The organism is Atopobium sp. oral taxon 416, assembly GCF_018128285.1.
Taxonomy (GTDB): Bacteria; Actinomycetota; Coriobacteriia; order Coriobacteriales; family Atopobiaceae; genus Olsenella_L.
This window is the reverse complement of the sequence record NZ_CP072380.1, coordinates 471712-497416: the sequence shown is the minus strand read 5'-3', so window position 1 is coordinate 497416 and position 25705 is coordinate 471712. Positions and strand designations below refer to the sequence as shown.

The window sequence follows — 25705 nt, the reverse complement described above, 5'->3', positions numbered from 1 at the left end:
CGTTGTTACTCGACCATGTGGGTCGTTGCTACCTTTTTGAGCCACGCTGCAGACTTCTTTGGACGTCTTCTGTAGTTGTCTTCGAGGTCAACCTCGACAAATCCGTAGCGGTTCTTGAATGCATGGTTCCAGGACCAGTTGTCAATCACGGCCCAGTAGTGGTAGCCGCGGCACTTGGCCCCTTCCTGGATGGCGCGGGCGAGCCACTCGAGGTGACGGCGGACAAAGTCAATGCGGTAATCGTCCTGGATCACGCCGTTCTTATCCTTCTTGAGGTCCTCGCGCTCAACCCCCATTCCGTTCTCGGAGACGAACCACTCGAGGTCAGGATATTCATTGCGGAACTTACAAGCCAGGTCGTAGAGCCCTTTAGGGTAGATCTCCCAGCCACGGCTTGTGTTCATCTCCGCTTCCGGCCACACGTAAGGGTCAGCGAACTTGGGGATCCCGTTCTCGTCTGTGTCGCTTGCGGGGGCCTGGACACGCTCGGGGTGATAGTAGTTACACCCCAACCAGTCGACTTTACCGTCAGCGAGGATGTACTTATCCTCCGGGCGAGTTGGGAGCTCGATGCCCCGAGAGTTCAGGGCGTCGATCACGTCCTGGGGAAGCTCTCCTTTGGTCACGAGGTCGAGCCACCAGCGGTTGGAAACCCCGTCGGTCATGCGCACCGCCTCGAGATCCGCTTTGCTCGGGTTTTTATGGGTGTAGGGCGGTGTGAAGCAGTTGATCAGGCCGATACGGGAACTGTCGTGCAGGTAACCTTCTTCCTTTGCGGCACGGTACTCACGCACTGCCAGCGCATGGGCCAGCGAGATGTTGTACTGGACCGCGCAGGCGCGCGCGTAGTCCTTAATGAACGGATACCAGTAGCCGGAGGTGTAGCGCTGCTCAGGCTCGACGATCGGCTCGTTGAACGTAAACCAGTAATGGACCTCTTTGCCGAAGGTGCGGAAGGCTTTGCTTGCATAGTGCGCATAGGCTTCCACAACCTCACGGTTCTCCCAGCCGCCGCGGCGGAAGAGGTAGGTCGGCATATCAAAGTGGTAGAGGTTCACGAAAATCTCGATGCCCACCTCACGGGCGTCGGCAAAAAGATCGTGGTAGTACTGCTCCCCTGCCGGGTTGATATTGCCGTCTTGATCGAGCAGCCGGCTCCACTGGATGGAGGTGCGGACCGAGTCCAGCCCCAATGACTTGAGCGATACCAAGTCCTCGTGGCGGCGGTTCGTGAAGTCATTGCCGCCATAGGAGCCAATCCGGTTGTGGAAGTCCTCAATCCTAAGGTTGGACCAGGTGTCCCACAGGTTCTCGAGTTTGTCCCCGCTACGCCAATGGCCCTCAGTCTGTGGACCGGACATTGCAGCGCCAAAGAAAAAGTCGTCAGGCAATCTGTAGGTCTGCTGTGCCACGGTTTCCCTCCACTCGTTCCGGCAAAACACCGAGCGTGAATGTTCTTATAACATGTTCTATTTATAATTTAACATGTCTACTTTATTTTTGAAACGGTTCCATAAGAATATCTAACCTGTCTGATTCGAACGGTAGTCATTTAATGGTAAGCGGCTAAAGCGGCAATTTGAGCTATTCCATAGGGGTACAGTTGTTCTAACAACAACCGAAGGAGGCAAGCGCGTGTCCAAGTATCAGATTGTTATGGACGATCTACGTCTCGCGATAAAAAACGGGACCTATCCCGCCTATTCGCAGCTTCCCTCAGTCAGCAAGCTCTGCGAGCAGTACGACGTGAGCAAGATCACTATCAACAAAGCCTTAGGTGAACTGGAAGCCCAGGGTCTCATCTCACGGCGTCGGGGATCCGGCTCCTTTGTCAAAAAGGTTGAAACTTCCTCAGACATTCCGAACGCGAACGACACCTCCGGCCAAATGACAGGCTTCTCGGCCGAACATGAGGCCCGCGGCGAAACGGTAAAGAGCGATGTGTACGACTTCTCTGTGGTGCATCCTGCGCATCACGTGGCTGAAGCGCTCGATGTGGACGACGACTCCTTCACTTACCATGTGTGCCGCGTGAGACGGGCCAATGACAAGCCCCGAGTGATCGAGTACACCTACATGCCTATCGACATAATCCGCGACCTCAAACTCAAGAATGTCGAGACTTCGATTTACTCCTTTATTGAGAAAGACTTGGGCCTCAAGATCGCGAGCGCCCACCGTACAATCCGCGCGGTCATGCCGACGGCAGAGGAGCGTGAGCGGCTCAATGTACCTGAGGGGGAACCGCTGCTCGAGGTAGAACAGATCGGGTATTTGGACGATGGAAGGCCATTTGAGTACTCCATCTCACGCCACGTACACGACTATGAGTTCCACTCGATTTCAACACGCTAAGGTACGACTGCAGTGCCTTCAGATGCCGCAGTGCCGATATATATAGCGACGAGACAGGTCATACAGGACAGAGAGCCCGACCATGGGCCTGCAGGGTTGCAGGCAGCTGGACTGTTTACTTAACAAATTGATATAAAACAAAGCCTACACACAGGGTAGTTCATAAACCGTCCCTTTGGGCCTTATAAAGCGCCTGATCTGTCCCGTTATTGTGTGTCCGTAATGATCATCGGTGGGTGCTGCCCCAAAATAATTTCTAAGTGCTTTAATATAAGGGTACTTGGTTTTTTGTTTGCATGTAAACAAAAGCCTATTTGTAAAGACGGATTCATGCATAGTACTACTCGGAGGCCGTTCTATGCCATTTACCGCGATTGTCCTCGCTGCAGGCGAGGGAACGCGTATGAAGTCTCGTCACCCCAAGGTAATGCATAAAGTTTTGGACAAGCCACTGGTATGGTGGCCGGTTACGGCTGCGCGTAAAGCAGGCGCTTCCCGCATTGTCGTAATTATCGGCAACGGTGCCCAAGAGGTGAAGGATTTCTTCGCGCAGGAAGAGACAAGCACAGACACAACCCCTGTCGAGTTTGTCGAGCAGAAAGAGCGCCTGGGTACAGGCCACGCCGTCAAGGTCGCCCGCGACCAGCTCGGCGCCTTCTCAGGTCCGGTTGTCGTCCTCGCCGGCGACACCCCGCTCATCAAACCTGAAACCATTCAGTCCCTCGTCGAGAAGGCCAAAGCAGAGCACGATGCGTGCACGGTGCTGACCATGACGCCGGACGATGTGGCGGGCTATGGCCGTGTCGTCGTCGACGATAAGGACCACGTCCAAGCCATCATCGAGGACAAGGACTGCACGCCGGAGCAGTGCGCCACCCTCAAAGAGTGCAACTCCTCAATCTACTGCTTCTGTGGGCGTCGGCTAAGCGAGAACATCGATAAGATCACCAACGACAACGCGCAAGGTGAGTATTACCTCCCTGACATGATCAAGATCTTTGTTGGGATGGGTGAGCCGGTCGGCTGGATCCACTGCCCCGATTACCACGAGGTCTTGGGCGTCAACAACCGCGTCCAGCTTGCGCAGGTCACCAAAGTTATCCAGCACAACATCAATGAGCAACTGATGCTCTCCGGCGTCTCGATGCTCGATCCAGATCAGGTCTGGATCGGCCCTGAGGTCACCGTCGGCCAGGACACCACCCTGCTCCCCCAAACGATCCTCTTTGGCAAATCTTCCGTAGGCTCCAACTGTACGGTCGGCCCGAACTCCCGCCTGGTCAACGCCCAGGTCGGTGACGGGTGCACCGTCGATGAGTCAGTCATCGTCGAGTCGATCGTCGAGAACGATGTCAATATCGGCCCGCGCGCCTATCTGCGCGGCCATACCCACATGCTCAACGGCTCCAAGGCCGGCACACATGTCGAGCTCAAGAATTCCACCGTGGGCGAAGGCTCCAAGGTGCCACACCTGAGCTACATCGGCGATACCGTGATGGGCAAGAACGTCAATATCGGCGGCGGCAGTATCACCTGCAACTACGATGGGAAGCACAAGAGTCACACCGAGTTGGGCGACCATGTCTTCATCGGCTCTGACACGATGATGGTGGCCCCGGTCAAGATCGGCGATAACGCGCTCATCGGCGCGAGCTCCTGTATCACGAAAGACGTCCCGGCAGGCGCATTGGCCCTAGAACGCAATCATCAGATCATCAAAGAGGGATGGGCTGATGCGTATTGGAAACGTCTCGAGAAAGAGGATTAATGTACGAGAACCTTTGTAACCCTATCAAGGTCGAGAAGAATATTCGCCTCTATTCCGGTACCAGCAATCCTGCGCTCGCCACAAAGATCGGCGATATCCTGCATCTTCCCCTCTCGGGATTGAAGATTGAGAAGTTTGCCAACGGCGAGATCTATGCACGCTTCGAGGAGACCGTACGTGGCTGCGAGGTCTTTTTTATCCAGTCGCTCGCCGGACAGAACGTCAACGACCTCATTATGGAGACCCTGATTGTCGCTGACGCAGCCTCGCGCGCTTCCTGCGCAAGCTTCACAGCGGTTATCCCCCACTACGGGTATGCTCGTCAGGACAGAAAGGCCGCTTCCCGTGAGCCGATCACCGCACGTCTGCTCGCCAACCTGCTTGAGGCCGCAGGCGTTGACCGTGCCATCACGATCGATCTGCACTCCAACCAGATCCAGGGCTTCTTCGATATCCCAGTCACACACCTGACCGCCCTCTATCAGTTCGGCGACTACTTCAAGCAGAAGCCCTTCGACTGGGGCAACACCGTCGTAGTCTCCCCGGACATGGGCCGCGCCAAGGTCGCCAAGAAACTCTCCGATTACCTCGGCTGCGAGGTCGCAATCGCCCACAAGAGCAGACCGAAGCACAATGCCGCTGAGGTCATGGGCATCATCGGCAACATCGTCGGCAAGACCTGCATCATCAACGACGATATGATCGACACCGGCGGCACGCTGATCGGCTCCATCAACAAGCTGAAGGAGATGGGCGCGGGCGACATCTACATCTCCGCCACCCACGGCGTCTTCTCCGGCAATGCAATCGAGCGTCTGCAGAATGCTCCGATCGTCGAGTGTGTCGTTACTGACTGCATCCCCTGTAAGGTCGCCAACGAGCTGGGCTCCAAGATCAAGTCGATCTCAGTTGCCAAGATGCTCGCTGACGCAATCTACGCAGTCTACGTGAACCATTCTGTCTCCGATATCGCAGGTGGTAACTCTGAGATGTAAGCCTCGTCTCAGATACACTTACCTGCAAGGGCCGCCACGAGGCAGCCCTTTCTTTATGCCTTCCCACTACAGTGAGAGCTAGACTCTGGAGGCCTCTCCGAGCTCTGGGGTTTCGACAAGGCACTGCCTGCGGATTCCCTAACCTTGTAGATGGCCCCTGACGGGACTGCTGGCCGACCGCTGAACTGTAAGCCTTTGGTGAACAGCTGTACGCCAGCAACTGGTGGCAAGTATCCTTCGCCCAGATACCCACCCAACACCACCTGTAGATTTAAGTCATGAGATGCCAGTGAGTGCAAGCAAGGCAGAAGAAGGCAAAGTTGAAGTCGAGGCTTCCCAAACAGTATATAGATGAGTAGCGCTTAAAGGCTACCAGCACTGCGACAAGGCCAGGCAGGCAGACCTAAAGAGAAGCATCAGGGCGTACACCAAAAAGCTTGAGGTCAGCGACAAGACCTTAGGGAAACGATGATTAATGCCCCATAACGTGTCAGAGGGGACCGGCCACACGACTTTTCGCGGCCGGCATGTGGAAATCCAGCACGTGCAGGAGCCGCTATCCTTACATCTGTCCTGCCCCATGTACCGCAATAAGGCTCCAAGACGGATCAAGCGACTCTGGGAGCCGGGAAGTGCAGCCTGCTGGCAAAAGATGCACATGGGTAAGGTTTGCAAGGACGAGACAGACTCGAGTGTGCAGGCATCTTCTCTATCCTTCTGTAGCGCTTCCTTAAGGGGTCGAAGCGCCGCTTCACGATGAGGAAGGGATGCTTCTGCCTTTGAGCGGCCGCATGCCTTCCTGGACTCGATGCCCTTATCGGACAAGAGTGCACAGGCAAGGCCCTCTCTAGTCGAAGGCTTCCTTAAGCGACACTGTAGCGCATAGATGAGAGGTGTGGGTCTGCTGTGACCTTAAGGGCGCTTCGCTATACCGGTATAACTGGAATCTGCATAGCAGAACCTATCATCTTCCCTTATGAGTGCATGTGCCTGGGATATGTCAGATACATTCTAAGCGCTCGTCTCCACACCATGCACAAGGCCGCCTGCGGCATCCACGCCGATATGCGCCTTGTATCAGATACGCCACTCTTCCTTTTCTTGGACTGGTGCGCTTTAAGGGTTACGTGCGTGGTCCTTGTTCTTTGTGGAGCTTAAGAGCCCAGGTGAAGGTCGCATCCACCATGGAGCCACCCCGCGCCGTGATCCCTGCCTTTTCGAGCTTCTAAGTTCAGGTCGTGAAGCACAAGCTTTGCCGAGTCCCTGCCGCTCGAGGCTATGGCGGAATTTCGCAAGTGTCGTCGCATCTGGCACCTGCTCAGACATAAGGTCTACGTGCACAGAAGCGCTGATAGGACCGACAATCCAGGATAGCATCTTTAAGTTCCCTCGTCTTAAGAGCGGCGGATTGTCAAGCTGAGTGCAACATCTCCCTAAAGACCTCGTTGGCTGTCCTGTATTTCAGGACCTTCCTCGCTCTGTCGCAGATCAGCTCTACCGCATGCTGCACCTCCTCGTCCGTGACCTTTCCGAAGTCGCTGCCCTTAGGGGAAGAACTCTAGCAGGAGCCCGTTGGTGTTCTTAACTGTTAGCTTCTGCCATAGATGGTGGGGGTCGCAAAAGTAGAGCTGCACGCCTCCCAAGGCCTTTGTGAGCCCTGCATGCCCTGCGAACTGCTTGCCCCTATCCGGAAGTGAGCGTCTTAAGGGGGCGTCCCTGCAGCAGCCCGACCTCGGCCTTAGAGACGCTCCAGCTGTCGTGGTGGCTCTCTTCGCGGCAAGCAGCCTCACTGCCCTGTCGGCAAGCACGAGCAGGCACATAGGCCCGGCTGCCACGAGCGTGTCGTCTACCAAGTCTTCGAGGCAAGACCTCTCATCGACCTGCTTGGGCCTCTCATCCACGCTGTGTAAGCTCCTGATCTTGCCCCTCGTCTTAGGCCTCTTGCTGTGCAGGTGGCGCCGCACCTTGCCTTCGGGGCCGGATCCCGGCAGCTCGAGGGCGATGGCTTGGACCTGCCTGTAAGAATAGTCGGCAGGCTCAACGACGCACCTGCCGCCACCCTCGAGCCTGAGATATAGTCTATCTCCTCCAGGGACCAGTGTCTGTCCATGATGAGTAAGCGCACCTTCTGCGTAAGCGCAGGGTCTGAAAGCCGCCTTTTCGCCCTGCATCTCCTGCGGCGCTCATCCGCCCTCCTTTTGGGCAGTACAGGCTCTAAAGCGGCCGTGGCGTGCGTTCCTCTTGAGCTTGTGGCAGACGCTGGAGCTGTCCCTGCCGATCTCTGCCGCGATATAGGCAATTGACCTTCCCTTGTGCATGCAGCGTGGCTATGCAGTCCCTCTCCTGAGAGCTAAGATGTGTGTAGTGGCACATTCCTTCCAGCTTTCGACGTTGATGTGGACAACCAACATCGTAGCCTTCCGGAGTGTGCCACGCTTGCATCCAGCGGGCCATCCTGTTGCATTCAGAATGCTAATCTGCCAGCCCAAACATTACCTAAAGCAGGATACATCCAAAGCTTTGTCTTTGCAGCGCGCACATGCCTGCCACGCGCCTGTCCGTGGTAGCTGGTATCTACCAGTGCAATCCAGCTATCCCACACAACGATTGTATCCATCCGCTCCAGGGATGCCTCTCGCCGGGTCTTCTTCCTAAGACCTTGGAATGTAAGGTCCTAAAAGCTCATCTGGCTGCCCATATCTTCCTTTTGGATATGCTGGAATACGTTGCTGTAATTATAACATATCCGCAGGCAGATAGGCATTTATGTGGGTATGGTCACTGCGTGGTTCGAGACATTTTGAACAGGCGGCCTACAGCGTACAGCCCCAGCTACCTCATCGAGGCGAATTAATCATCGTTTCCCTAGAAACAGCGAAGGGCCCAATTTCTGTTGGCTTACGGACTATTCGATCAGTCGAAATCATCTTTATCTACACAATCCTCAGCAGCCCCTGATAGAAGGCACTTGGGAACCCGAACTGCCTGAACGGCTTCTTCTTGTGGTTGTCATTCTCGAAGGAGACCATCACGTACTTGTCGCTCAGGTTGACGACCTCCCCGTAACCGAACGCCTTGTGGAACACGGTGTCACCCACGTCGAGGGCATCGAGCTCCACCTTCAAGACGAGCGGGCCATCCGGTTCGCCGTCGCGCGCCTCGGGGTAGCCCTTGAGCCACCAAGCGGGCCTGCCATGCGTGACCCTGCCACCCGTCGTGCTGTACTTGAAGCCCGCACCTCTCTTTATCACAGGACCAAGGCGTTCCTCGATGCTGCTGCCCCCGGGCACCCAGAGGCAGCCGCCGCCCGCGCGACGGTCGACGTAGTCGATTCCCTCGTCGTCAAGCGCATCGAGAACCCAGTCGCGTCTTGGAGCCTGCGCAGCTGTTAGCGTCTCATGCGATCGCGCCTTTACCAATGTAGAAGCCGCATCTTTCACATTCCGGTCCCCTCGCGAAGTCCGAGCATCGGGAGATGTTGCGAGCCCGTTCGGAGCCACCATGGACTCCTGCTGAGCCATCTGCATGTACTCGAAGTCAGAGAGCGTCGTGTCGAAGAGGCCGACGCGCTCGCCGGCGTGCCTATCGACGCCTGCATAGGTGAGCGAGGAGTCCTCGTAGCGGCGGAACTTGTACACGGCGTCGTTCATGAGCACGTCGTTGAAGACTCCGAGCGATACCAGGAGCTCGAAGTCCTTCACGGTGAGGCCGGTAACCTTCTTGAAGAGACCCGGCTCCAGCTGCGTGATCACGTCCTTGAGCGTCTGCTCTCTGTAATCCGTGAGGTACATGAAGACCGGTATGCGCGTCGCGAACTTGATGAGCTTCTCTTGGATCTGCTTGCGCTTGCTCTTGAGTTCCTTCTCCTCCTCGGAGATCTCCTTCCTCTCCTTCTTGGTGAGGTCTCCTCTCTCGCGCTTCGCCTTCTTGATGGCGTCGGAGCGGTTGACGATGGTCTCGATGTCCTCGTTGAGATTGCGGAAGCCCTCGATGCTCATGAGAGCGCGCATCGCATCCTCGTTGGCGAGAATCCTCCTGAGCGTGTCGTTGTCAACGTTCACGAGGAGCGCGCTCTCCCACCTGCGGGCAAGGAGCGTCGCAGACGTGCCTGCCATTGCGATGTCGAGGATGTCCGCCGCGCTCACTGGGCGCATGGTGCTGCCGTCGTAGGCGAGCACTGGCAGGAAGTTAATGAACTCCCCAACCTTCTCCTCGGGGCCGACATTCTCGTCCACCTTGAGCCGGCAGCTGTAGTCGCTGACCATGCGCAGACTCCGGTCGAGCGCGAAATCGAAGACGTAGCACTCCCGCTTCATGATCTCGGTCTCGCCGGCGTCATTCCTGATCGTCCAGGACGACTGAACGCGGAAGGCCGCCTGGAAGTAGGTCTCGGGGCTCCTCATGTTCGTGAGCATGAAGATGCCGCACCAGGGCTTCACGGTAACGCCCGTCGTGAGCTTGCCACAGGTGAGAGTTATCGTGCGCGAGTGCAGCGGGTCTTGCATGCTCTCGCGCACCCTGTCGAGCGCCGCCTCGCCGACACCTGCCTCGGGGCCGGCACACACGTTGACCGTGTAGTCGTGGAAAAAGGTGTTCTGCGGCTCGCGCAGGAGGTTCCTCATGGCGTAGCAGCTATTCACGCGGGGAAGGTACCAGAGCGTGTGGTTGAGGACGTGCAGCAGCCTCGTGTCGGCATATGGGAGCGCCGGCTTCTCTGCACCCAGCTTGAGGTCGTCCACGGTCGAGGGCTTGTAGGAGCCCCGGATGAGATCGAGCCACTTCTGGACCGAGTCCCTGAGCACAAACTCGGCATCGTCGCCCTGGCCCCTCGCCTCGAAGAACGTGTTGAGGTCGAAGCCGTTGTACTCCCCGCCGAGCGCGACCCTCCTAATCTCTTCGGGCATCTGGTAGGTGAGCATCACCATGCGCGGGAGCGACTCGTAGGGGTTCGGCTGTCCGGGATGCTTCCTGGGCCAGGCCTCCTTGACCCTCTGCTCGTCGGAGTAGGTCCAGTTGAAGATCTGCTCCTCGATGAACTCTCCGGAGTTGAGGGCGCGAAACGGCGTCCCCGAGAGGAAGAGGTAGAAGCGCGTCACGATGGGCAGGTCGCCCTCGTCCATCTCGTTGCCGGTGTTGACGTGGCCCACGCGGGTGTCCATGTCCTCCTGCGTGTTTGCCTCATCCTCTTCCTCGGGCTCGAAGAGGCTTTTCGAGTTTTCGTTCCAGGCGCCAAAGTGGTACTCGTCGAAGACGACGAGGTCCCAGTCCTCCTCGCGCACCCACTCGTGCTGGGGCTTGATACGACCGTCCCTCTCGCGTCCCAGGAAGTCCTGGAACGAGCCGAAGCACACGATTGGGCGCGACTTGTCCGCCGCCTCGTACTGCTCAGCGATGTTAGGCCTCCCCGGCTCCTTCGGGCGGCTGACGAACTGCCAGCCCTCGAAGTCGACGTGGGTGGCGAGGTCCTCCTCCCAGGCAGACTGGACCGCGGGCTTGAAGGTGAGGACCAGGACGCGCGTGAAGTGCATGTCCTTCGCGAGCTCGTAGGTGGCGAAGGTCTTGCCGAAGCGCATCTTCGCGTTCCAGAGGAACTTCGGCGTATGGGTGCCGCCCTCCTCCTCGACCGAGCGGAAGTATTCCTCCGTCTTGTGGACGGCCGCCTCCTGCTCCGGGCGCATCCTGAAGTCGCGCGTGCGGCGCTCGACGTTCTCGGAACGGTCGCGGACTGCGATGTAGGCCGCCTTGACGTCTGACACGGTGCACCGGAACCACTCGGTCTTCTTCCCGTCGCGGTCCCGCATGCGCCGGAAGCCGTTCGCCTCGAGGTTGGCGTGCACCTCGTGGTCCATGAAGGTGGTACCGTCGGAGCGCATCGCGGGCGCGGTGAACACGACCTTGTAGGGCCTCTCGCCGGGTTTGAGGGTCGGGTAGTGCTCGTGCATGCGCTCTTCTATTGACCGGCTTGTGTAGCCGACCTTGAGCAGTCCCTTGAGCTCACGGTTGCCAGGCTCTCGGTAGGCGTAGATGATTGGCTTGTCGTCAGGTCGTTGTGGGAAGAAGTCGTTGGCAGACAAGTTAACGCTCCTTCACAATACTCTCGATAAAAGCTGCTTCCTCAGATGTTATGCCGTATTTCGTATATAGTGCTTCATCTGTCCACGCATGCGAGAAGTCCTGAACGGGCACATAGAAGTACACGCGTCTAGTTGTGTGCTGCGTATTCTTCAGCATAAGGACGAGGAAGCGAAAAAAACGCGTGACGATATAGGAACACACGTTGTCGCAAGTCCGTTTACTGTCAAATGGCCCTATCAATAGGTATGTCTCTGTGCAAATTGAACCTGGCTCAGACACAATCGGCTTTGATAGAACCAGATGCGGATACTCGTCAGCACCTGGACTAGCTTCTGGCACTATTACCTTCCACTGGCTTGCAAGTTCGGCGTTCTTAATAATCTGACTAGTGTTGATGTAGCCGTCACTACCGAATCGGTAGAGCTTAACATCATGTGTTGAGTCTCTCGACTCGGAGAAGTTTTTGAATGCGGCCCTGAGACCAAAAGGCTTAGAGGCACTAACAAACTCGGAAAAGCTAGCCTCGTGCTTTGCCTGAACCTTCTTAATGATTTCGATTCCCTTGTTCCAGCGAATGAAATACTCGCCATTTCCGTCGAGCAGAAATCGGTTTGACTCCGAGAGGGTTTTCTTAAAGTGATTTACGACGTGGCACTTGCCGTTATAATCGCGACTCCAAAGGAAATAGCAAACTCCCCCGCGAATATTCACGCCAGGAAAGCAGTCGTTTGTCTCTGGGAAGTCGTGAAGTTCTTTTAGCTTGGTATCGTGCAGCATTTCGTTGCGAAATGCATCAAGTCCACGCCCACCGGCGTACCAGCGGGCAGGAACGATCATGACAAGGTACCGAGGATTTAATTTCTTTGCCTGGTCGATAAACTTGTTGTAGATGGGAACCGCACTACGCCGTGCCCCACCGTCATCAAGCTGATACGGGGGGTTGCCAATGATGACATCGAACTTCATATGAAATACCTTCTCGGGGTTATCAAGATGGATAAACTCATAGGCATATGTCTCAAGCGAATCGTCACAGTCATACGCATCCTGCGATGCGCCACAATAGATGCACCGTTTATCACGCCATGTATGTTTCAACCGCTTGAAGTCAATGTTGCCCTCGACATCGTCGAACCGCACGACAGAGTACTTGCTGTTCGGATACTTCGAGCAGTACAGGCTTCGACGCGAAAGCAGGCTCGTCAGCTCTGTGATGGAGATGCCGAAGATCTGCTTCTTGTATATGTGATCGAGACGCTCCTGCTGATCCGGAATCTCATCCCTAAGACCGTCTATCAAACGCTTCGCTATCTCTCTCAGGAAGACACCGGACTTGCAGGCGGGGTCGAGGAAGGTCGCGCCAGGATCGCTCCACAATTCCTTTGGAAGCAGATCTAGCATCTGGTTCGCAAGCTCGGGCGGCGTGAAGACCTCGTCGTTCGAGAGGTTGGCGAGACAGCTCAGTACATCGGGGTTGTATGTCGTCTCGAAGAGGTTACTCATCCCTTCTCCATTCCATAAAGCCAATCGCCCACGCAGCCAACCATCTCATGTAACAGAAAGCTCTGAGGGTGTAGTTGCCAACGTTTCAAATCTTCGGAACCTCATTTCGCTCCACTTATCTCGTAGATGCTAACAAGTGGGGATTCGCGCATTGGTTTAGGAATGAACGACTTCGTCTCCTTGTCGTACTCCCAGTCGACCGCCGAGCTATAGTCCGCTCCGAAGAGCGAACGCGTCTGATCCGCATCCACGTTACCCTCGAGCATCTCGTCGAGGCGGAAGTCGCGGCGCTTCACCTTGTCGCCCATGACGACCGACCACTCCGAGAAGACGATGGGCTCCGCGGTGTCATTGCCGTCCCAATCCACCGCCTTGAGGCTGAGGGCGTTGCCGTTGAGGATATTGCGCCTGAGCACGAGACGTATCGAGTCGAGGAAGGCAGGGTTGGCGTCCTTCTTTGCGACCTTCTCATACTCGTCCTCTACGATCCCGTAGAGACGCTCCTTGCATGCGGCAACGTTGTCGGGAAGGAGCTCGACGCCGTATACACTGCCGACGGCCACGAAGCAGTACCTCTCCCATTCGTGGAGAGACTTACGGTAGCGCGAAGTGACGACCGCAAGCTTCCGCCTTAGCACCTCGGCGAGGAAGTTACCGTCACCGCAAGCCGGCTCGAGGAACCTGGAGTCGATGCGCTCGGTCTCTGGCTTCACCAGGTCGAGCATGGCGTTGACCTCGTGCTCGTTCGTGAACACCTCGCCGTGCTCCTGGACGCGTTCCTTTGATTTGACTTGCTGTGACAATCGCTATTCCCCCTCGGATAGCTCGTTAATGATGCATGAGCGGACGAAGGCCGAGAAGCTTACCCCACGTAGGCACGCCGTCTCAGTCGCCACCTCCTTGAGATTTCTCGGGACGCGCAGCGTGATAGGGATCGGCTCGCCCTCGAAGAGATAGTCCATGCGTTGCATCTGCGTCGCGCCAGATTCAACGAGATCGGAGCACTTCACTTCGTCCTCCTTGCACCAGCAAGCGAAATGCAATAAATATACGCACATTCTAACAAAAAACTGAATGATAGAGCTTACATGACCCTGAACAGCAGCAAGTAGCCTAACTTGTACGCACCGTCCAAGTTAGAGGTCCGCGGCGCACACGCGCGGCACTTTATCCGCACGAGTCGGTGCGCCGCCTCGCGACCGTCGCCCCATGACGTCCCTGAGCCCTGTCAATATAATGGACAGAGAAATCTCAGATTCTATGCGGTCTGCATCACCTTTGGATCGTACGCAAGGCCTCTCTCGAGGCGCTCGAAGAACTCCTGCATCACCTCTGCGGGCACGCGATCTCCTATGGACTTATGCGGGCAGAAGCGGTTGTAGTATGACTCGATTAAACTCGTGTGCCTTGTGCTTGGTCGTGGATGCGTCCGAGAGGCGCTTGTGGTAGTACCACTCGTTCTTGAGCGTGGCGAAGAAGGATTCGGCTACAGCGTTGTCGTGGCAGCTTCCGGTTCTCCCCACGGAGAGCCTCACGTCGTGCGCGGCTGAGCAGGCGGCTAGCTTTGAGCTTATGTACTGGCTGCCTGGGCTGCTTAGAATATGGCCCCTCCGGCCACGTATCCGCGCGAATATGCCATCTTCAGGGCAAAGACGACAAGCCCTGCCCTCATGTTGTCCTGTATGCTTCAGCCCACCACCATGTGTGTGCACAGATCGTGTGCGACGGCGAGATATATAAAGCCTGCCGTGGTCCTGCGATAGGTTGTGTCTCCCACGAGCTTGGCTGTCGGCACAAGACACGAAAAGCCGCGCCGGGTGAGGGCGCTCAGGGGTATCAGGTACGAGCAGCGTCGTTCTCTTGGAGGCATTGGATCAGATGCCGCAGATGCCCAAGCTTAGCCATGCACCTGCGCACGCGGTAGCGGGTCGTGCCTGTAAATTTTGCGTAACTTCGGATCTCCTGTGAGCTTGGATCAGACCTTGCGAAAGCTAAAGCGCCTGTCGCTTTCCTCCCATATCGCGCAGATGGCTTCCTTGAGGGGACCCCATAGGTCCTCACCGCCTCCGGCCTTGAGCCATCTGTAGAAGTGAGCCCTGCTCACCTCCAGTACGCGTGCCATCATCGAGACGCTGTAGGTTGCCCTCTTTGCCAGCATGAGCTAAAACCTGTCCTTCGTCAGAGGACCCCGGCGAAGAAGGCTGCCACTTTTTAGGAACTCGTTTTCGCTTTCGAGCTCGTGTATGCGCCTGTTCACTGCGTCGAGCTGCTTGTGATCGTCGGTCCTTTCCTGGGTCACCCTTTTGGTCTTTGAGTGCTTGATGATCCAGTCGTTTAGGGTCTTGTCGTTGACCTCACGCTTCGCGGCGCATTCTCTGATGCTTTTCTTCGGGTTGGCCTTACGTGCCTTCCTGTAGTAGTCGATAGCCTCGAGGCAATACTTCTTCAGTGTAGTGTTTGGGTGTTTCCGGCTTCGTGCGGGACTTTGTCTTCTCTATCTCGCTTGCGCTCACCGACATCTCATCGCTTCAATCTGCTGGTGTTGGTAGGTGGGTATCTGGACAGAGCATATCTGTTGCCAGTCCCTGAATCCCACTGTCCACCAAAAGATTACAGCTTACGACTCCTTCGGCTTAGCGTCCAGGAATGCGACGAGCTCCTCCGGCAGGGACTTCCTCACGACGCAGTCCCTCCAGCCGCCCGGCCTTATGCACAGCTGCGCCACGGGATCCGCGCTGTCCGTCGGGACCTGGCCCCATTCCCTCTCGTAGCTGGCGATCTTATCTCCCGTCTTGGGATCGAAGAGCTCCACATGGAAGGCGCCGAAGAAGACCGCCACCTTCTTTCCCGCCCAGGCGGGGTCTGCGCAGTAGCGCTGTATGCCGCCGAGCGTGAACGTGCCTTGCTGCACTTCCTCGTCTCCTACCTCCTGCAGGAGAACCTCTGCGGCGCGAGCGGCGAGAGGGCCGCCTTGTCCTTTCGGCGTGCCCTTCTTCCAGTGGGGCTTGCCCTACGAGAGGCTAAGGCTCTGCTGAAGGAGCCTGCTGTTGAAGGCCTCCACGTCGCCCACGGCCGGCATGGGCACGAACATGTTCCGGCAATGGGTGCCTACCTTGTTCTCCACATTGCCCTTCTCGTTGCCTAAATAGGGATTCGTGAAGGAGCACGAGAGGCCATAGTGGGCGCAAAACAGGCAGAAGAGCTCGCTTCAGGCGGATCTCGTCGCCGACCATCCTTCCTATGCCGAGCGCGTTGTCAAAGACCGCGCGCTTCCGGCAGGTCGCCTATGAACTCGAACACATCGGCAAGCCCCTCACCCTGAAGTCGGCCTTACCGAAGTCGACCTGGCACTTACCGGGTAGCCATTCGAGGGGCAGATTAGCATTCTGAGTGCAACAGGATAGCCCTCTGAATGCAAGCGTGGCGCACGTCCGAAGGCTACGATGTTGGTTGTCTCAATCAACGTCGAAAGCTAAAAGGAGTGTGCCACTACAAGCATCTCAAGCCTACAGGAGAGGGACTGCATAGCCAAGCTGCGTGGCACAAGGGAAGGTCAATTGCCTATATCGCGGGAGAGATCGGCAGGGACAGCTCCAGCGTCTGCCACAAGCTCAAGAGGAACGCACGCCACGGACACTTTAGGGCATGTGCTGCCCAAAAGGAGGGCGGATGAGCGCCGCAGGAGATGCAGGGCGAAAAGGCGGCTTTCAGACCCTGCGCTTGCACAGAAGGTGCGCTTACTCATCATGGACAGACACTGGTCCCTGGAGGAGATAGACTATATCTCAGGCTCGAGGGTGGCGGCAGCTGCGTCGTTGAACCTGCCAACTATTCTTACCGGCAGGTCCATAGCCGCCACCCTCGAGCTGCCGGAAACCGGCCCCGAAGGCAAGGTGTGGCGCCACCTGCGCAGCAAGAGGCCTACGACGAGGGGTAAGATCGAGATCTTACATACCGTAAAGGAAAGGCCCAAGAGGCCGATGCGAGGTCTTGCCTCGGAGAGTGGGCAGACGACACACTCGTGGCAGCAGGACCCGTGTGCCTGCTCGTGCTTGCCGACAGGGCAGTGAGGCTGCTTGCCGCGGAAAGAGCCACCACGACAGCGGGAGCGTCTCTAAGGCCGAGGTCGGACTTTTGCAGGGACGTCCCCTTAAGACGCTCACTTCCGGATAGGGGCAAGCAGCTCGCAGGGCATGCAGGGCTCACAAAGGCCTTGGGAGGCGTGCAGCTCTACTTTTGCGACCCCCACCATCTATGGCAGAAGCTAACAGTTAAGAACACCAACGGGCTCCTGCTAGAGTTCTTCCCCTAAGGGCAGCGACTTCGGAAAGGTCACGGACGAGGAGGTGCAGCATGCGGTAGAGCTGATCTGCGACAGAGCGAGGAAGGTCCTGAAATATAGGACAGCCAACGAGGTCTTTAGGGAGATGTTGCACTCAGCTTGACAATCTGCCAGGGCAAAAAGCCGGCAAGGCCCCTCGCGGCCGCCATCTTCTAGCGCTTCTCCTTCACGTAGCGCTGCACGGTGGGAAAGGAGCCCTTAAAGCTGTGATCGTTCCTCAGCCTGTCGAGGATGCGCACGGTACTGTGGCGCTGCTTGCGCCAGCAGCTGCGCTCCTGCCCGAGCATCTCGTCGATGAAGCGACCGAACCCCTCGAGGGAGGAGTGCCTCGCCTCCCTGTTCCTTAGGCATCTTTGGCGAGAGGTCCTCCATCTTCGCGTACTTCCTCGCAGTGGGCTCACACACTCCGACCTTCTTCGCGATCCTGGCGATCAGGCTCTTTGTTCCTGTACATCTCTCGTATATCTTAAATCTTGTCCACGCCGATCATTTCCTTCTGCCCCTTTCTGTCTATACCGAAGCAGCGACAGAAAGGGGCATCCTGGGGATGGGCAGCATGCCCATGCGCAAACCCGAAAAATCTTCGTGATGAAAGCCGTAGCTTTCCGGCGCTCAGAACCCCAACTCAGAGGCTATCAAATACAGAATCTCATGAGTCGCGTCGCATTCAGGATCACGACGAGGATGCTACCTTCATGCACGAGCATGCCGAGAGCCATGTTCATCCAGGCGCTAGCAACGAGGCCCACGAGCAGGAAGGCAACGATGTCGAGAGCGATCGTGATGTTTTTCCGCCATGTTCCATCGGGTTACCTTTGTAAGCCCCAGGGCATGAGCCATCCTGGGGAAATCCGATCCCACCAGGACGACATCGGGTGCCTCGATTGCGACATCGGTACCATTATCCTTTATGATGCCGATATCTACTACCGCAGGGGGAACTGTCATTGATCCCGTCACTGACGAAGGCGACAACCTCGCCCGCTTCCTGGTGCTACCGTGCATAGGCAGCCTTATCTTCAGGAAGGAGGCCTCCCCGCCCGAACCTCGTCGAGTCCGAGCTCGCGTCCGACGCGCTCTGCAGTCTTCTGGCTGTCTCCCGAGAGGACGCCGAGCTTTCTGGACGCCTCTAGATCCTGCCCCATACCCTCGCTGACCTCGCCGCGAATGCCGAGGGCAAGCACGAGCCTGCCATCCACTGCAGCAAGAACAAGGGGGCCTTCTTCTGTCTCCAGAGCATCGAGATCTTTCTTCACCTCATCGGCAAGCACAATGCCCAAGCGCTCCACAAGGAGGCGGTTTCCTGCGAGCACCTCATGCCCTACCACCTGGGAGGCAATGCCCTGACCCCAGATCGCATCCATCGCCTCCACCTCGAGGGGTGGCAGATCTTCGAGACACCCTGCGAAGGCATGTGCAAACGGGTGCCCAGATTCCCTCTCCACGCTTGCAAGCAGGGCCTCTGCACTCTCCCTGTCCTCAGGATCCTCGCTGTCGCCGAAGAGCAGCTCCCGCACGAACTGCGACGCCCCATAGGTCAGCACTCCCGTCTTGTCGAAGAGCACCATATCCACCTGGTTGAATCTCGTGACCGTATCGCTCGCCTTAAAGAGAATGTCATGGCGGACACCATTGCCGATGCTGGCCACATTCGATACCGACACGCCTATCACGAGGGCACCGGGGCAACCGAGTACAAGGATTGTGATCACAAGCTCTGTATTGCGTGTGACAAACCAGACGAGAACGGCGATTGCCAGCACTGCGGGCGTATAGCGCTTCGGGAACCGGTCTATGAAGTGCTCTGTCGGCGTCTTGGAGTCCTGGGCTCTTCCACACGCTCGACGATCTTCCCGAATGCGGTATCCTCGCTGGCCTTCTCGGCCGTGAGCTCAAGCGTGCCATTGCCGAGGATAGCGCTGGCAAAGATCGGACTTCCCGCCTGCTTTGCCACCAGTATGGGCGCCCCCGTGATGCTCAACTCGTCCACGGTCTCCGAGCTGGAAAGGACCGTTCCGTCGGCCGAAATCTTGCCGCCTGTCCGGACCTGGACCACATCTCCCGGCTCCACCTCGGCCATGTCTCAGTTCGGGCACACGAGGGACAGGGAGATGGGGAGCACAATGAGAGCCGCAGCGATAAGAAGGGCCGGGATAACGGTACGCACTGCCACCATCCAAGAGAAGACGCAACAGAAATCTCTGTTCGCCAGGAGCCAAGCCTCTCCGATGCTATCAGCATGTTCCTAACCAAGTCAGTCACAGCCGGAGGTCTCCCCTTCAACCCGAAGGTGGGAAAACCTCCCTAAGAGAACCTTGCATCGGAGGCCTATCGTGCCATGCTGAATGCAGAGGGCATCGCCGCGCTGCTCTCTGAATGGGGCGACGATAAGCAGATCGGCCCCTAGATTTGGATGAACATGTATGCGCCCTGTGCATCCCAATGGGCGAGCGGCGTCGCTGGAGACTCGGCAGCACCGCTTCCAGCAGGCGTGGCGTCCTTATGCCTCTTTCGGGTTGCCCACATGCGTCCAGGCAAGAGCCAGAGCGCCTATGACAGCAGCGATGGTGGAGACACCAAAGAGGGCTGCTTGCACACCGAAGACATCCGCCACGGAAGGAGCGATCAGGAGCGGCAGCGTACCAGCAGAGTTCATGCCGACAGAGAGGACCGAGGTGGCACGCCCTATGTAGCGGATGTCGCAGTTCCTCTGGAGCACCGTGTCCTTCACGGGCCCCATGGCGCCAAAGCCGAAGCCAGCGATGAGCTGGCCTATAAGAGCGATAGCGACAGAAGCCGTTCCTACGTACACCATGGAGCCCACGCCGATTACGACAAGGAGAAGGGCGATCGTCTCGAGAGAGAGCCGCTTTGTGGAGAAGCGCAACACCGCCAAGGCACCTACCGTCGATCCCAGACCTGCTGCTGAAGAGAGCCATCCCATCCACTCAGAGCCCACCCTGAGCACATCGCGGTAGAAGAGCGACTCGAGCGAGTCGAAGGCGCCGTAGGCAAAGTAGCCGAGGAAATAGATCAGGAAGAGCGCTGCGATCACCGGGTGGGAGAACACGATATGGATGCCCTCGGCAAGCTGTTTCCAGAAGCCCTCCCCCTCCCTCTTCTCTGTGCCTTCAGGATGCAAAAGCTCCGGCAGCTTCCAGACGAAGAGCGCCGATATCGACGACGAGACCGGCAGGACCGCAAACACCATCTGGCTCGTGAAGAGCACCGTGAGCCAGCCGCCGATGAGTGGCCCTGCGATAACGGCAACGCAGAGGGCCGTATTGTTGTAGCTGTTGATCTTCTGGAGCACGGCAGCATCATCTGCGAGATAGCGCGGATAGGCAGAGCTTGCCGTCATGCAGAAGCCCCCGGCAATCCCTTCGAGCACATTCACGACCACAAGCAACATCATGCCCATCGGGAAGGCGACACCGATGATGCCGGTGACGCCCAGGAGAGCAAGGAAGAAAAGCATCGTCATCCTCGGCCCGATACGGTCGACAACGACGCCTGCTGCGGCCCCTGCAGCCACAAACGTGACATTGAGGAGGACGACGAGCAAGGAGGCCTCCATCGCATCAGCACCTAGAAGGTAGGTCGCAGAGCCGATGATGCCGACAAAGTAGGTAGCCTGGAAACCCAGCGCACGAAAGAAGGTGGTGAAGGCTAGACGGAGGGCATATGCCCCCTCGGAAGGCTTCGATAGATACTCTGGCAAGTATTCCTCCAAGGGACAGGAAGCTGCAGATAGGATACGGACGGATCCATCAGTTCAGTGGCGGAAACTCCGCCTCCGGCTATGCTGTGACAGATCCCTTTTGCCTCTGGAATACATTGTCCAGATGCTACCCTGTCCAGGCGTTCCATCTTAGCACGCACCCAGGCGGACGTAAATATGGCTTGCCAGGTAGCGTCCTCTTCTGATGCCAGTGTCCCCTGCGTGACAGCATAGACAATGGCTATATCCGTTCAGACTGATTGACTAGCTAATTTTTTCTGGTCAATTACCAAGCAATACTGGGACTATAAATAGGATTATAATTGGTCAAGATAATTTTTTTCTAGTCCATTCGCTGTGCTCAGGAGGTCGTACCATAGCTCTGCCCGAGTCTAAAGACCGAGAGCTCAAAATCTCGGTATCCAAGTCTTTCCTTAAAACAGTCAGCGCATATGCAAACTACCGGACAGGCAGCATCATCTTCGGCATGGCGGATGATGGCACTATCGTGGGCCTTCCTGACATCGATAAAGATTGTCTGCGCGTGGAGCACATGATCCATGACTCCATCGATCCACGACCCCGCTACACAATAGAGGTTGACAGCAGATCTGGCACTATGACCCTTACCGTATTCGAAGGGCCGGACAAGCCTTACCTCTACGAAGGGAAGGCATACATCAGAAACGACTCTTCGACCATAGAGGCAGGTCCGCTGGAGCTGAAACGGCTCGTGCTCGCCGGTAAGCACATGTCTTTCGATCAGCTGCCGGCAGACAACCAGAAGATGGAGTTCGGCTCCCTCAAGCAGCGTCTGCATGACAGACTCGGGGTCGACAGATTCGACAGGAACACCTTGCGGACGCTTGGGCTAGCGGATGCAGACGGCCAGCTCGTGAATGCTGCTGCACTTCTGTCCGATTCCAATCCCTTTCCTGGAATCGATATCATGAGGTTCGGCGAGAGCACATCGGAGATTCTCGAGAGAGCGCGCATAGGGGGATGCTCGGTGCTCGACCAACTCGATAGGACAATAGGCATTGCCGAAAGAAACTATACATTCGAAAAAGTAACAGCAACCACCAGAGAGCGGAGCGAAAGATTGCCTCTGGATGCTCTCCGGGAGACGCTCGCCGACGCAATTGCGCATCGCGCATGGGATATGCTGGCTACCATTACAGTCGCGATGCACCCTGACCGTGTTGTGGTAACATCTCCTGGCTCGCTCCCCTCAGGGATCGAGAGAGAGGCCTACCTTGCAGGTGGTCTATCTGTACCTAGAAATCCGACCCTTGCCACGGTCATGTTCAGACTGGGCTATATCGAACTCTTCGGGTCCGGAGTTCCGCGCATCCGGGAAGCCTATCCAGAGGGGGAACTGCCTCCTCGCTTCGATGTGCTCGATGCGAGCATCCGTGTAACGCTTCCCACGTTCGGCTCCCATCCTGCCACAACAGTAGAAGAAAAAGCAGTCCTGAATGCATTGCCCACAGGAATGCTCATGTCTCGAAAGCAGATTGCGAACGCCTGCGACATGAGCCTTTCGACGACAGGACGTCTCCTTGCTTCGCTCGAGCAGAAAAACCTGGTGGAACGCAGTGGAAGAGGCAGAGGGACGAAGTATTCGCGGAGAGCCTAACGAAAAGCAGTACCCGCCCAGAAGTCTCAGACGTTCTCAAATCTTCCGCCCGCCGCAAACTCGAGCAGCAGATGAGCGCAGGAATGCACTATGTCCTTGAAGCGGGCAACGTCGTCCTCGGAGAATCCAAAATTGCCTTCCCAGACATCATCGGGAAGCCAGCAAGCGACATGGTGAAAGCCATCATGCCCGTCTGGTCGCTCAATGTATGCCGGAACTGCGGTGGTTAATTTGGACCTGATTCCTACGCTGCCAGCCCCAGATCCTTCCGGTACTGCATGGGGCTCCTGTATCCGAGATCGCTCTTGATCTTCTCGTCCCGATACCATACCAGATACTCGTCCAGAAGCTCCATGAACCTCTCCATCGTGACTCCCGTCCAGTCGCATCCGTAGAAGAACTCCACCTTCAGCCTTCTGGACAGTCCCTCCGCCCTGGCATTGTCGGGGCTTGAGCCCTTGCGCGACATCGATCTCCTGAGGCCATATTCGCTGCAGATGCCGATCCATCCGGGCCACCTGTAGTGGCAGCCGCAGTCGCTGTGAACGATCGGATGCTCGCCCTCCCCGAGCTGGCTGCATGCGCCGAGAAGCGACGAGTTGGCCATCTCGGCATCGGGAGAGCAGGAGATGCTCCAGCTTATGGGCATGCCGTCAAAGCAGTCGACTATGGGAGAGAGGTAGGCCTTGCCGGCAGGGATCCTGAATTTCGTGACGTGCGTGATCCATACCTCGTTGGGGGCATCGGCGCCGAAATGGTGGGCGCCGTTTGCGCCCCTGAGCAGGGTTGTCCGAGGCATCCGATATCTCGCCTGCATAGGAGCTGTAGCGCCTGCGCCTCTTCGCCGCCTTCGCCTCGAGGCCCTCCTCCTTCATGATCTTCCTCACGGTCCATTCGCCGAGGCCGGTCTCCGAGGCGATGCGGCGGTATCCGTATCTCCCCTGGCTGCTGTCGAAGGAGACAACGACCGAGGCGCGGGCCTGCGTGTGCGCTCCACTCTCGCCACGCTCCAGGGTATGGGAGGCATACTCATAGCTGCTTGAGCCCTGTCAATATAACGGACAGAGGAATCTCAGATTTTTTGGCTCAATCCCAAAACCTGTTGATATGACGCCATGTGGGACGGAGATATAGTACGAATATAAAAATGGATCTCGTATAATTGTGTGTGACCAAACATACAAAATAGGAGATCCATATGCATGTTAACACACAGCCGCTTATTCAGGGAGAATTGCTTGATACAAGATCAGAAGATCTTCGTGCTGATACCTATGATCTGATTGATTCAATTTCTGATATACAGCTCCTGAGTGGCATTTTAACATTCTCATCAGGTCTGCCCTCCTTTACCCAGGTTGGTATGCCGGAGATGGCCGTTAAAGAGATCTCTGTGGGCACATCATCTAGACCTGCCAAGCGCAAAGTCACTGAATACTTCTTTAAGGGAAAGCTGAATCGTCTGAACGGACAGCCGATCTAGTGCAGCTTGTGTAGCCAGAAGACGGTGTATAACGGCACAGCCGAGGTTGACTTGAAACACATTGCTATGGGAGGTATCTATACTCACATCGTTGTATCCAAGCAGCGAGCACTCTGCCAGAATAAGAACTGTGCGGCTAGCACTTATACAGAACCCGTAGATTTCAAGGCTCAGGGACATCTGATTAGAGCTGCTCTTGAGAACTATACATGCGATCTGCTTCGCTTTTAACTGACAATGAAGGAAATATCCATCATTGCCGGTTTTAAGCAAGAATAGCGTCAAGGGAATCGATAAGAAGCGTCTTCAGGAACTGTATACCGTCAACGGTAAAGGTAAGGAACTGAAGAAGCCTACAGAATACTCAAAGTATCTTGGCATTGATGAATTCCTTCTTCATAAAGGCCATAGATGCGCTACGTTGATCATGGACATGAAGAGCGGAGATGTGCTCTACCTTGCCTGTGGCAAGAAGAAACAGACTGTATATGACTTTATTGACTGGATCGGCATCGACTGGATGAAAAACGTCAAGGCTGTGGTCTGTGATATGAACAGTGACTTTGAAGAAGCTTTCAAGAAACGCTGTGGGTGGCTAGATATTGTCTATGACCATCTCCATCTGATCAAAAACTTCAATGACAAGGTGGTATCAAAAGTCCGTAAAGAGGAACAGAAACGCCTGATAGAAGAAGGCAATACAGAAGCTGTCAAAGTTCTCAAAGGCTCCAAATATGTCCTGATGACAAATACTGAGACCAGCAAGCAGAAAGAGAAAGCTGCCAAAGCGGGCAAAATCATTGCCAAAGGAAGCGATCTGTTCAAAAAGCCAAAGGTGAAGCAAAAAAGCAGGAATTGAAGAAGAATACAAGAAGCTGTTGGATGAAAACAAGCTGTTCTTCACCATGGATCTGGTAGAAGAACAGCTTAATAAAGCATACAAAGCAAATACCGAAAGAGGCATGAAGATTCATATTAACCGGATCATACGCACCTGCAAAGCAACTAAGAACAAGCATTTCATGTGGTTTGCCAAGCTGCTTAAGAACCACATGAAAGGAATTATCTCTCATGCACGAGTTCATATCTCATCCGGCAAAGTTGAAGGAACCAACCAGATGATCAAGACACTGAGACGCAAAGGATACGGCTATCCGGATGATGAATATTTCTTCCTGAAGATCATTGATGCCAGCAGGAAATTCTCATGACCTCTGAGGTTATCTATCAACAGGAATTATGACTGAACCTCTTTTTATGCGACCTGCATCACCTCTACCGGCACGCGATCTCCTATGGACTTATGCGGGCGGAAGCGGTTGTAGTACGACTCGATTAAACTTGTGTGCCTTGTGCTTGGTCGTGGATGCGTCTAAGAGGCGCTTGTGGTAGTACCACACGTTCTTGAGCGTGGCGAAAAACGATTCGGCGACCGCATTGTCGTGGCAGCTTCCGGTTCTCCCCACGGAGAGCCTCACGTCGTGTACGGCTGAGCAGGCGGCCAGCTTTGAGCTTATGTACTGGCTGCCTGGGCTGCTTAGAATATGGCCCCTTTGGCCACGTATCCGCGCGAATATGCCATCTTCAGGGCAAAGACGACAAGGCCTGCCCTCATGTTGTCCTGTATGCTTCAGCCCACCACCATGTGTGTGCACAGATGGTGCGCGACGGTAAGATATATAAAGCCTGCCGTGGTCCTGCGATAGGTTATATCGCCCATGAGCTTGGCTGTCGGAACGGGACACGAAAAGTCCCGTCCGATGAGGTCGGGGCGCTCGGGGGTATCAGGTGCGGGCAGCGTCGTCTTCTTCGATGCATTGGATC

Annotated in this window: 24 protein-coding genes and 2 pseudogenes; 10 read left to right on the top strand and 16 right to left on the bottom strand. The window is 56.1% G+C overall.

What is annotated here, in order from left to right; translation table 11 throughout:
- Nucleotides 1-5: 5 nt before the first annotated feature.
- Nucleotides 6-1412, bottom strand: coding sequence for a glycoside hydrolase family 1 protein (locus tag J4859_RS02675; RefSeq protein WP_249113726.1), 1407 nt, complete (start codon nucleotides 1410-1412; stop codon nucleotides 6-8).
- Between the two features lie 223 nt (nucleotides 1413-1635).
- On the opposite strand from J4859_RS02675, the gene J4859_RS02670 reads away from it, so the two are divergent.
- From J4859_RS02670 to J4859_RS02660, 3 genes are all read left to right on the top strand, one after another.
- Nucleotides 1636-2355 carry a GntR family transcriptional regulator gene (locus J4859_RS02670; protein ID WP_212332582.1) on the top strand — a complete coding sequence of 240 codons (720 nt, stop codon included), beginning with the start codon at nucleotides 1636-1638 and terminating at the stop codon, nucleotides 2353-2355.
- Nucleotides 2356-2713: 358 nt separating this feature from the next.
- A complete protein-coding gene (glmU, locus tag J4859_RS02665) occupies nucleotides 2714-4123 on the top strand; it encodes a bifunctional UDP-N-acetylglucosamine diphosphorylase/glucosamine-1-phosphate N-acetyltransferase GlmU (RefSeq protein WP_212332580.1) in 1410 nt (469 codons plus the stop codon).
- The gene (locus tag J4859_RS02660; RefSeq protein WP_212332578.1) at nucleotides 4123-5118 is read left to right on the top strand and encodes a ribose-phosphate pyrophosphokinase; all 996 of its coding nucleotides are present in this window, start codon (nucleotides 4123-4125) and stop codon (nucleotides 5116-5118) included. The genes glmU and J4859_RS02660 overlap by 1 nt, the downstream gene beginning before the upstream one ends.
- Nucleotides 5119-6662: 1544 nt before the next feature.
- Here the strand turns inward: J4859_RS02660 and J4859_RS02655 are convergent.
- The 9 genes from J4859_RS02655 to J4859_RS02620 form a co-directional block, all read right to left on the bottom strand.
- Nucleotides 6663-7289, bottom strand: coding sequence for an IS30 family transposase (locus tag J4859_RS02655; RefSeq protein WP_212332576.1), 627 nt, complete (start codon nucleotides 7287-7289; stop codon nucleotides 6663-6665).
- A 12-nt stretch (nucleotides 7290-7301) separates the two neighbouring features.
- Nucleotides 7302-7436, bottom strand: a complete 135-nt coding sequence (locus J4859_RS16680; protein WP_256436807.1) for a hypothetical protein — start codon at nucleotides 7434-7436, stop codon at nucleotides 7302-7304.
- Nucleotides 7437-8051: 615 nt separating this feature from the next.
- Complete coding sequence (locus tag J4859_RS02650) at nucleotides 8052-11192, bottom strand: GIY-YIG nuclease family protein (protein ID WP_212332574.1); 3141 nt, start codon at nucleotides 11190-11192, stop codon at nucleotides 8052-8054.
- Between the two features lies 1 nt (nucleotide 11193).
- Complete coding sequence (locus J4859_RS02645) at nucleotides 11194-12696, bottom strand: Eco57I restriction-modification methylase domain-containing protein (RefSeq protein ID WP_212332573.1); 1503 nt, start codon at nucleotides 12694-12696, stop codon at nucleotides 11194-11196.
- 101 nt (nucleotides 12697-12797) lie between these two features.
- Entirely contained in the window at nucleotides 12798-13499 is a 702-nt protein-coding gene (locus J4859_RS02640; RefSeq protein ID WP_212332571.1) for an SAM-dependent DNA methyltransferase, read from the bottom strand.
- A gap of 3 nt (nucleotides 13500-13502) precedes the next feature.
- The gene (locus J4859_RS02635) at nucleotides 13503-13706 is read right to left on the bottom strand and encodes a hypothetical protein (RefSeq protein ID WP_212332569.1); all 204 of its coding nucleotides are present in this window, start codon (nucleotides 13704-13706) and stop codon (nucleotides 13503-13505) included.
- A gap of 348 nt (nucleotides 13707-14054) precedes the next feature.
- Nucleotides 14055-14231, bottom strand: a complete 177-nt coding sequence (locus J4859_RS15945; protein ID WP_249113725.1) for an integrase core domain-containing protein — start codon at nucleotides 14229-14231, stop codon at nucleotides 14055-14057.
- A gap of 440 nt (nucleotides 14232-14671) precedes the next feature.
- Nucleotides 14672-14854 (bottom strand): hypothetical protein, encoded by a 183-nt coding sequence (locus J4859_RS02625; RefSeq protein WP_212332566.1) that lies wholly within the window; start codon nucleotides 14852-14854, stop codon nucleotides 14672-14674.
- 459 nt (nucleotides 14855-15313) lie between these two features.
- The gene (locus J4859_RS02620) at nucleotides 15314-15607 is read right to left on the bottom strand and encodes a hypothetical protein (protein ID WP_212332564.1); all 294 of its coding nucleotides are present in this window, start codon (nucleotides 15605-15607) and stop codon (nucleotides 15314-15316) included.
- On the opposite strand from J4859_RS02620, the gene J4859_RS02615 reads away from it, so the two are divergent.
- The 4 genes from J4859_RS02615 (at nucleotide 15599) to J4859_RS02600 (ending at nucleotide 17008) form a co-directional block, all read left to right on the top strand.
- Complete coding sequence (locus tag J4859_RS02615; RefSeq protein WP_212332563.1) at nucleotides 15599-15841, top strand: hypothetical protein; 243 nt, start codon at nucleotides 15599-15601, stop codon at nucleotides 15839-15841. The two genes, J4859_RS02620 and J4859_RS02615, sit on opposite strands and share 9 nt — an antisense overlap.
- A gap of 336 nt (nucleotides 15842-16177) precedes the next feature.
- A complete protein-coding gene (locus J4859_RS02610) occupies nucleotides 16178-16369 on the top strand; it encodes a helix-turn-helix domain-containing protein (protein ID WP_212332561.1) in 192 nt (63 codons plus the stop codon).
- A 73-nt stretch (nucleotides 16370-16442) separates the two neighbouring features.
- Nucleotides 16443-16766: a hypothetical protein gene (locus tag J4859_RS02605; protein ID WP_212332559.1), complete on the top strand. Its 324-nt coding sequence runs from the start codon at nucleotides 16443-16445 to the stop codon at nucleotides 16764-16766.
- Entirely contained in the window at nucleotides 16733-17008 is a 276-nt protein-coding gene (locus J4859_RS02600; RefSeq protein ID WP_212332557.1) for a hypothetical protein, read from the top strand. The genes J4859_RS02605 and J4859_RS02600 overlap by 34 nt, the downstream gene beginning before the upstream one ends.
- 182 nt (nucleotides 17009-17190) lie before the next feature.
- Here the strand turns inward: J4859_RS02600 and J4859_RS02595 are convergent, their stop codons facing one another.
- The 4 genes and pseudogenes from J4859_RS02595 to J4859_RS02580 form a co-directional block, all read right to left on the bottom strand.
- Complete coding sequence (locus J4859_RS02595; RefSeq protein WP_212332555.1) at nucleotides 17191-17439, bottom strand: hypothetical protein; 249 nt, start codon at nucleotides 17437-17439, stop codon at nucleotides 17191-17193.
- 618 nt (nucleotides 17440-18057) lie between these two features.
- Nucleotides 18058-18606 (bottom strand): HAD family hydrolase, encoded by a 549-nt coding sequence (locus tag J4859_RS02590; protein ID WP_371812278.1) that lies wholly within the window; start codon nucleotides 18604-18606, stop codon nucleotides 18058-18060.
- Nucleotides 18607-18720: 114 nt separating this feature from the next.
- Nucleotides 18721-19118: pseudogene (locus J4859_RS02585) on the bottom strand (heavy metal translocating P-type ATPase); the annotation flags it as partial.
- Between the two features lie 420 nt (nucleotides 19119-19538).
- Complete coding sequence (locus J4859_RS02580; protein WP_212332549.1) at nucleotides 19539-20759, bottom strand: MFS transporter; 1221 nt, start codon at nucleotides 20757-20759, stop codon at nucleotides 19539-19541.
- Between the two features lie 271 nt (nucleotides 20760-21030).
- Here J4859_RS02580 and J4859_RS02575 point away from each other — a divergent pair, with 271 nt between their 5' ends.
- Together J4859_RS02575 and J4859_RS02570 are read left to right on the top strand one after the other, a co-directional pair.
- The gene (locus tag J4859_RS02575) at nucleotides 21031-22398 is read left to right on the top strand and encodes an ATP-binding protein (RefSeq protein ID WP_371812276.1); all 1368 of its coding nucleotides are present in this window, start codon (nucleotides 21031-21033) and stop codon (nucleotides 22396-22398) included.
- 71 nt (nucleotides 22399-22469) lie between these two features.
- The gene (locus tag J4859_RS02570; RefSeq protein WP_212332545.1) at nucleotides 22470-22628 is read left to right on the top strand and encodes a hypothetical protein; all 159 of its coding nucleotides are present in this window, start codon (nucleotides 22470-22472) and stop codon (nucleotides 22626-22628) included.
- A gap of 14 nt (nucleotides 22629-22642) precedes the next feature.
- Here the strand turns inward: J4859_RS02570 and J4859_RS02565 are convergent, their stop codons facing one another.
- Nucleotides 22643-23197, bottom strand: a complete 555-nt coding sequence (locus J4859_RS02565; RefSeq protein WP_212332543.1) for an IS3 family transposase — start codon at nucleotides 23195-23197, stop codon at nucleotides 22643-22645.
- Between the two features lie 480 nt (nucleotides 23198-23677).
- Here J4859_RS02565 and J4859_RS02560 point away from each other — a divergent pair.
- Nucleotides 23678-25092: pseudogene (locus J4859_RS02560) on the top strand (ISL3 family transposase).
- 90 nt (nucleotides 25093-25182) lie between these two features.
- On the opposite strand, the gene J4859_RS02555 reads toward J4859_RS02560, so the two are convergent.
- Nucleotides 25183-25359, bottom strand: coding sequence for a hypothetical protein (locus tag J4859_RS02555; protein WP_212332539.1), 177 nt, complete (start codon nucleotides 25357-25359; stop codon nucleotides 25183-25185).
- Nucleotides 25360-25705: the final 346 nt, after the last annotated feature.

Excerpts from the sequence above, each read along its gene's own strand:
- glmU (WP_212332580.1), top strand. The coding sequence starts at position 2,714 with ATGCCATTTACCGCGATTGTCCTCGCTGCAGGCGAGGGAACGCGTATG.
- J4859_RS02660 (WP_212332578.1), top strand. The coding sequence starts at position 4,123 with ATGTACGAGAACCTTTGTAACCCTATCAAGGTCGAGAAGAATATTCGC.
- J4859_RS02655 (WP_212332576.1), bottom strand. The coding sequence starts at position 7,289 with ATGCAGGGCGAAAAGGCGGCTTTCAGACCCTGCGCTTACGCAGAAGGT.
- J4859_RS16680 (WP_256436807.1), bottom strand. The coding sequence starts at position 7,436 with ATGCACAAGGGAAGGTCAATTGCCTATATCGCGGCAGAGATCGGCAGG.
- J4859_RS02645 (WP_212332573.1), bottom strand. The coding sequence starts at position 12,696 with ATGAGTAACCTCTTCGAGACGACATACAACCCCGATGTACTGAGCTGT.
- J4859_RS02625 (WP_212332566.1), bottom strand. The coding sequence starts at position 14,854 with ATGCTGGCAAAGAGGGCAACCTACAGCGTCTCGATGATGGCACGCGTA.
- J4859_RS02605 (WP_212332559.1), top strand. The coding sequence starts at position 16,443 with ATGGACAGACACTGGTCCCTGGAGGAGATAGACTATATCTCAGGCTCG.
- J4859_RS02590 (WP_371812278.1), bottom strand. The coding sequence starts at position 18,606 with ATGGTGCTCTTCGACAAGACGGGAGTGCTGACCTATGGGGCGTCGCAG.
- J4859_RS02570 (WP_212332545.1), top strand. The coding sequence starts at position 22,470 with ATGAGCGCAGGAATGCACTATGTCCTTGAAGCGGGCAACGTCGTCCTC.
- J4859_RS02565 (WP_212332543.1), bottom strand. The coding sequence starts at position 23,197 with ATGCCTCGGACAACCCTGCTCAGGGGCGCAAACGGCGCCCACCATTTC.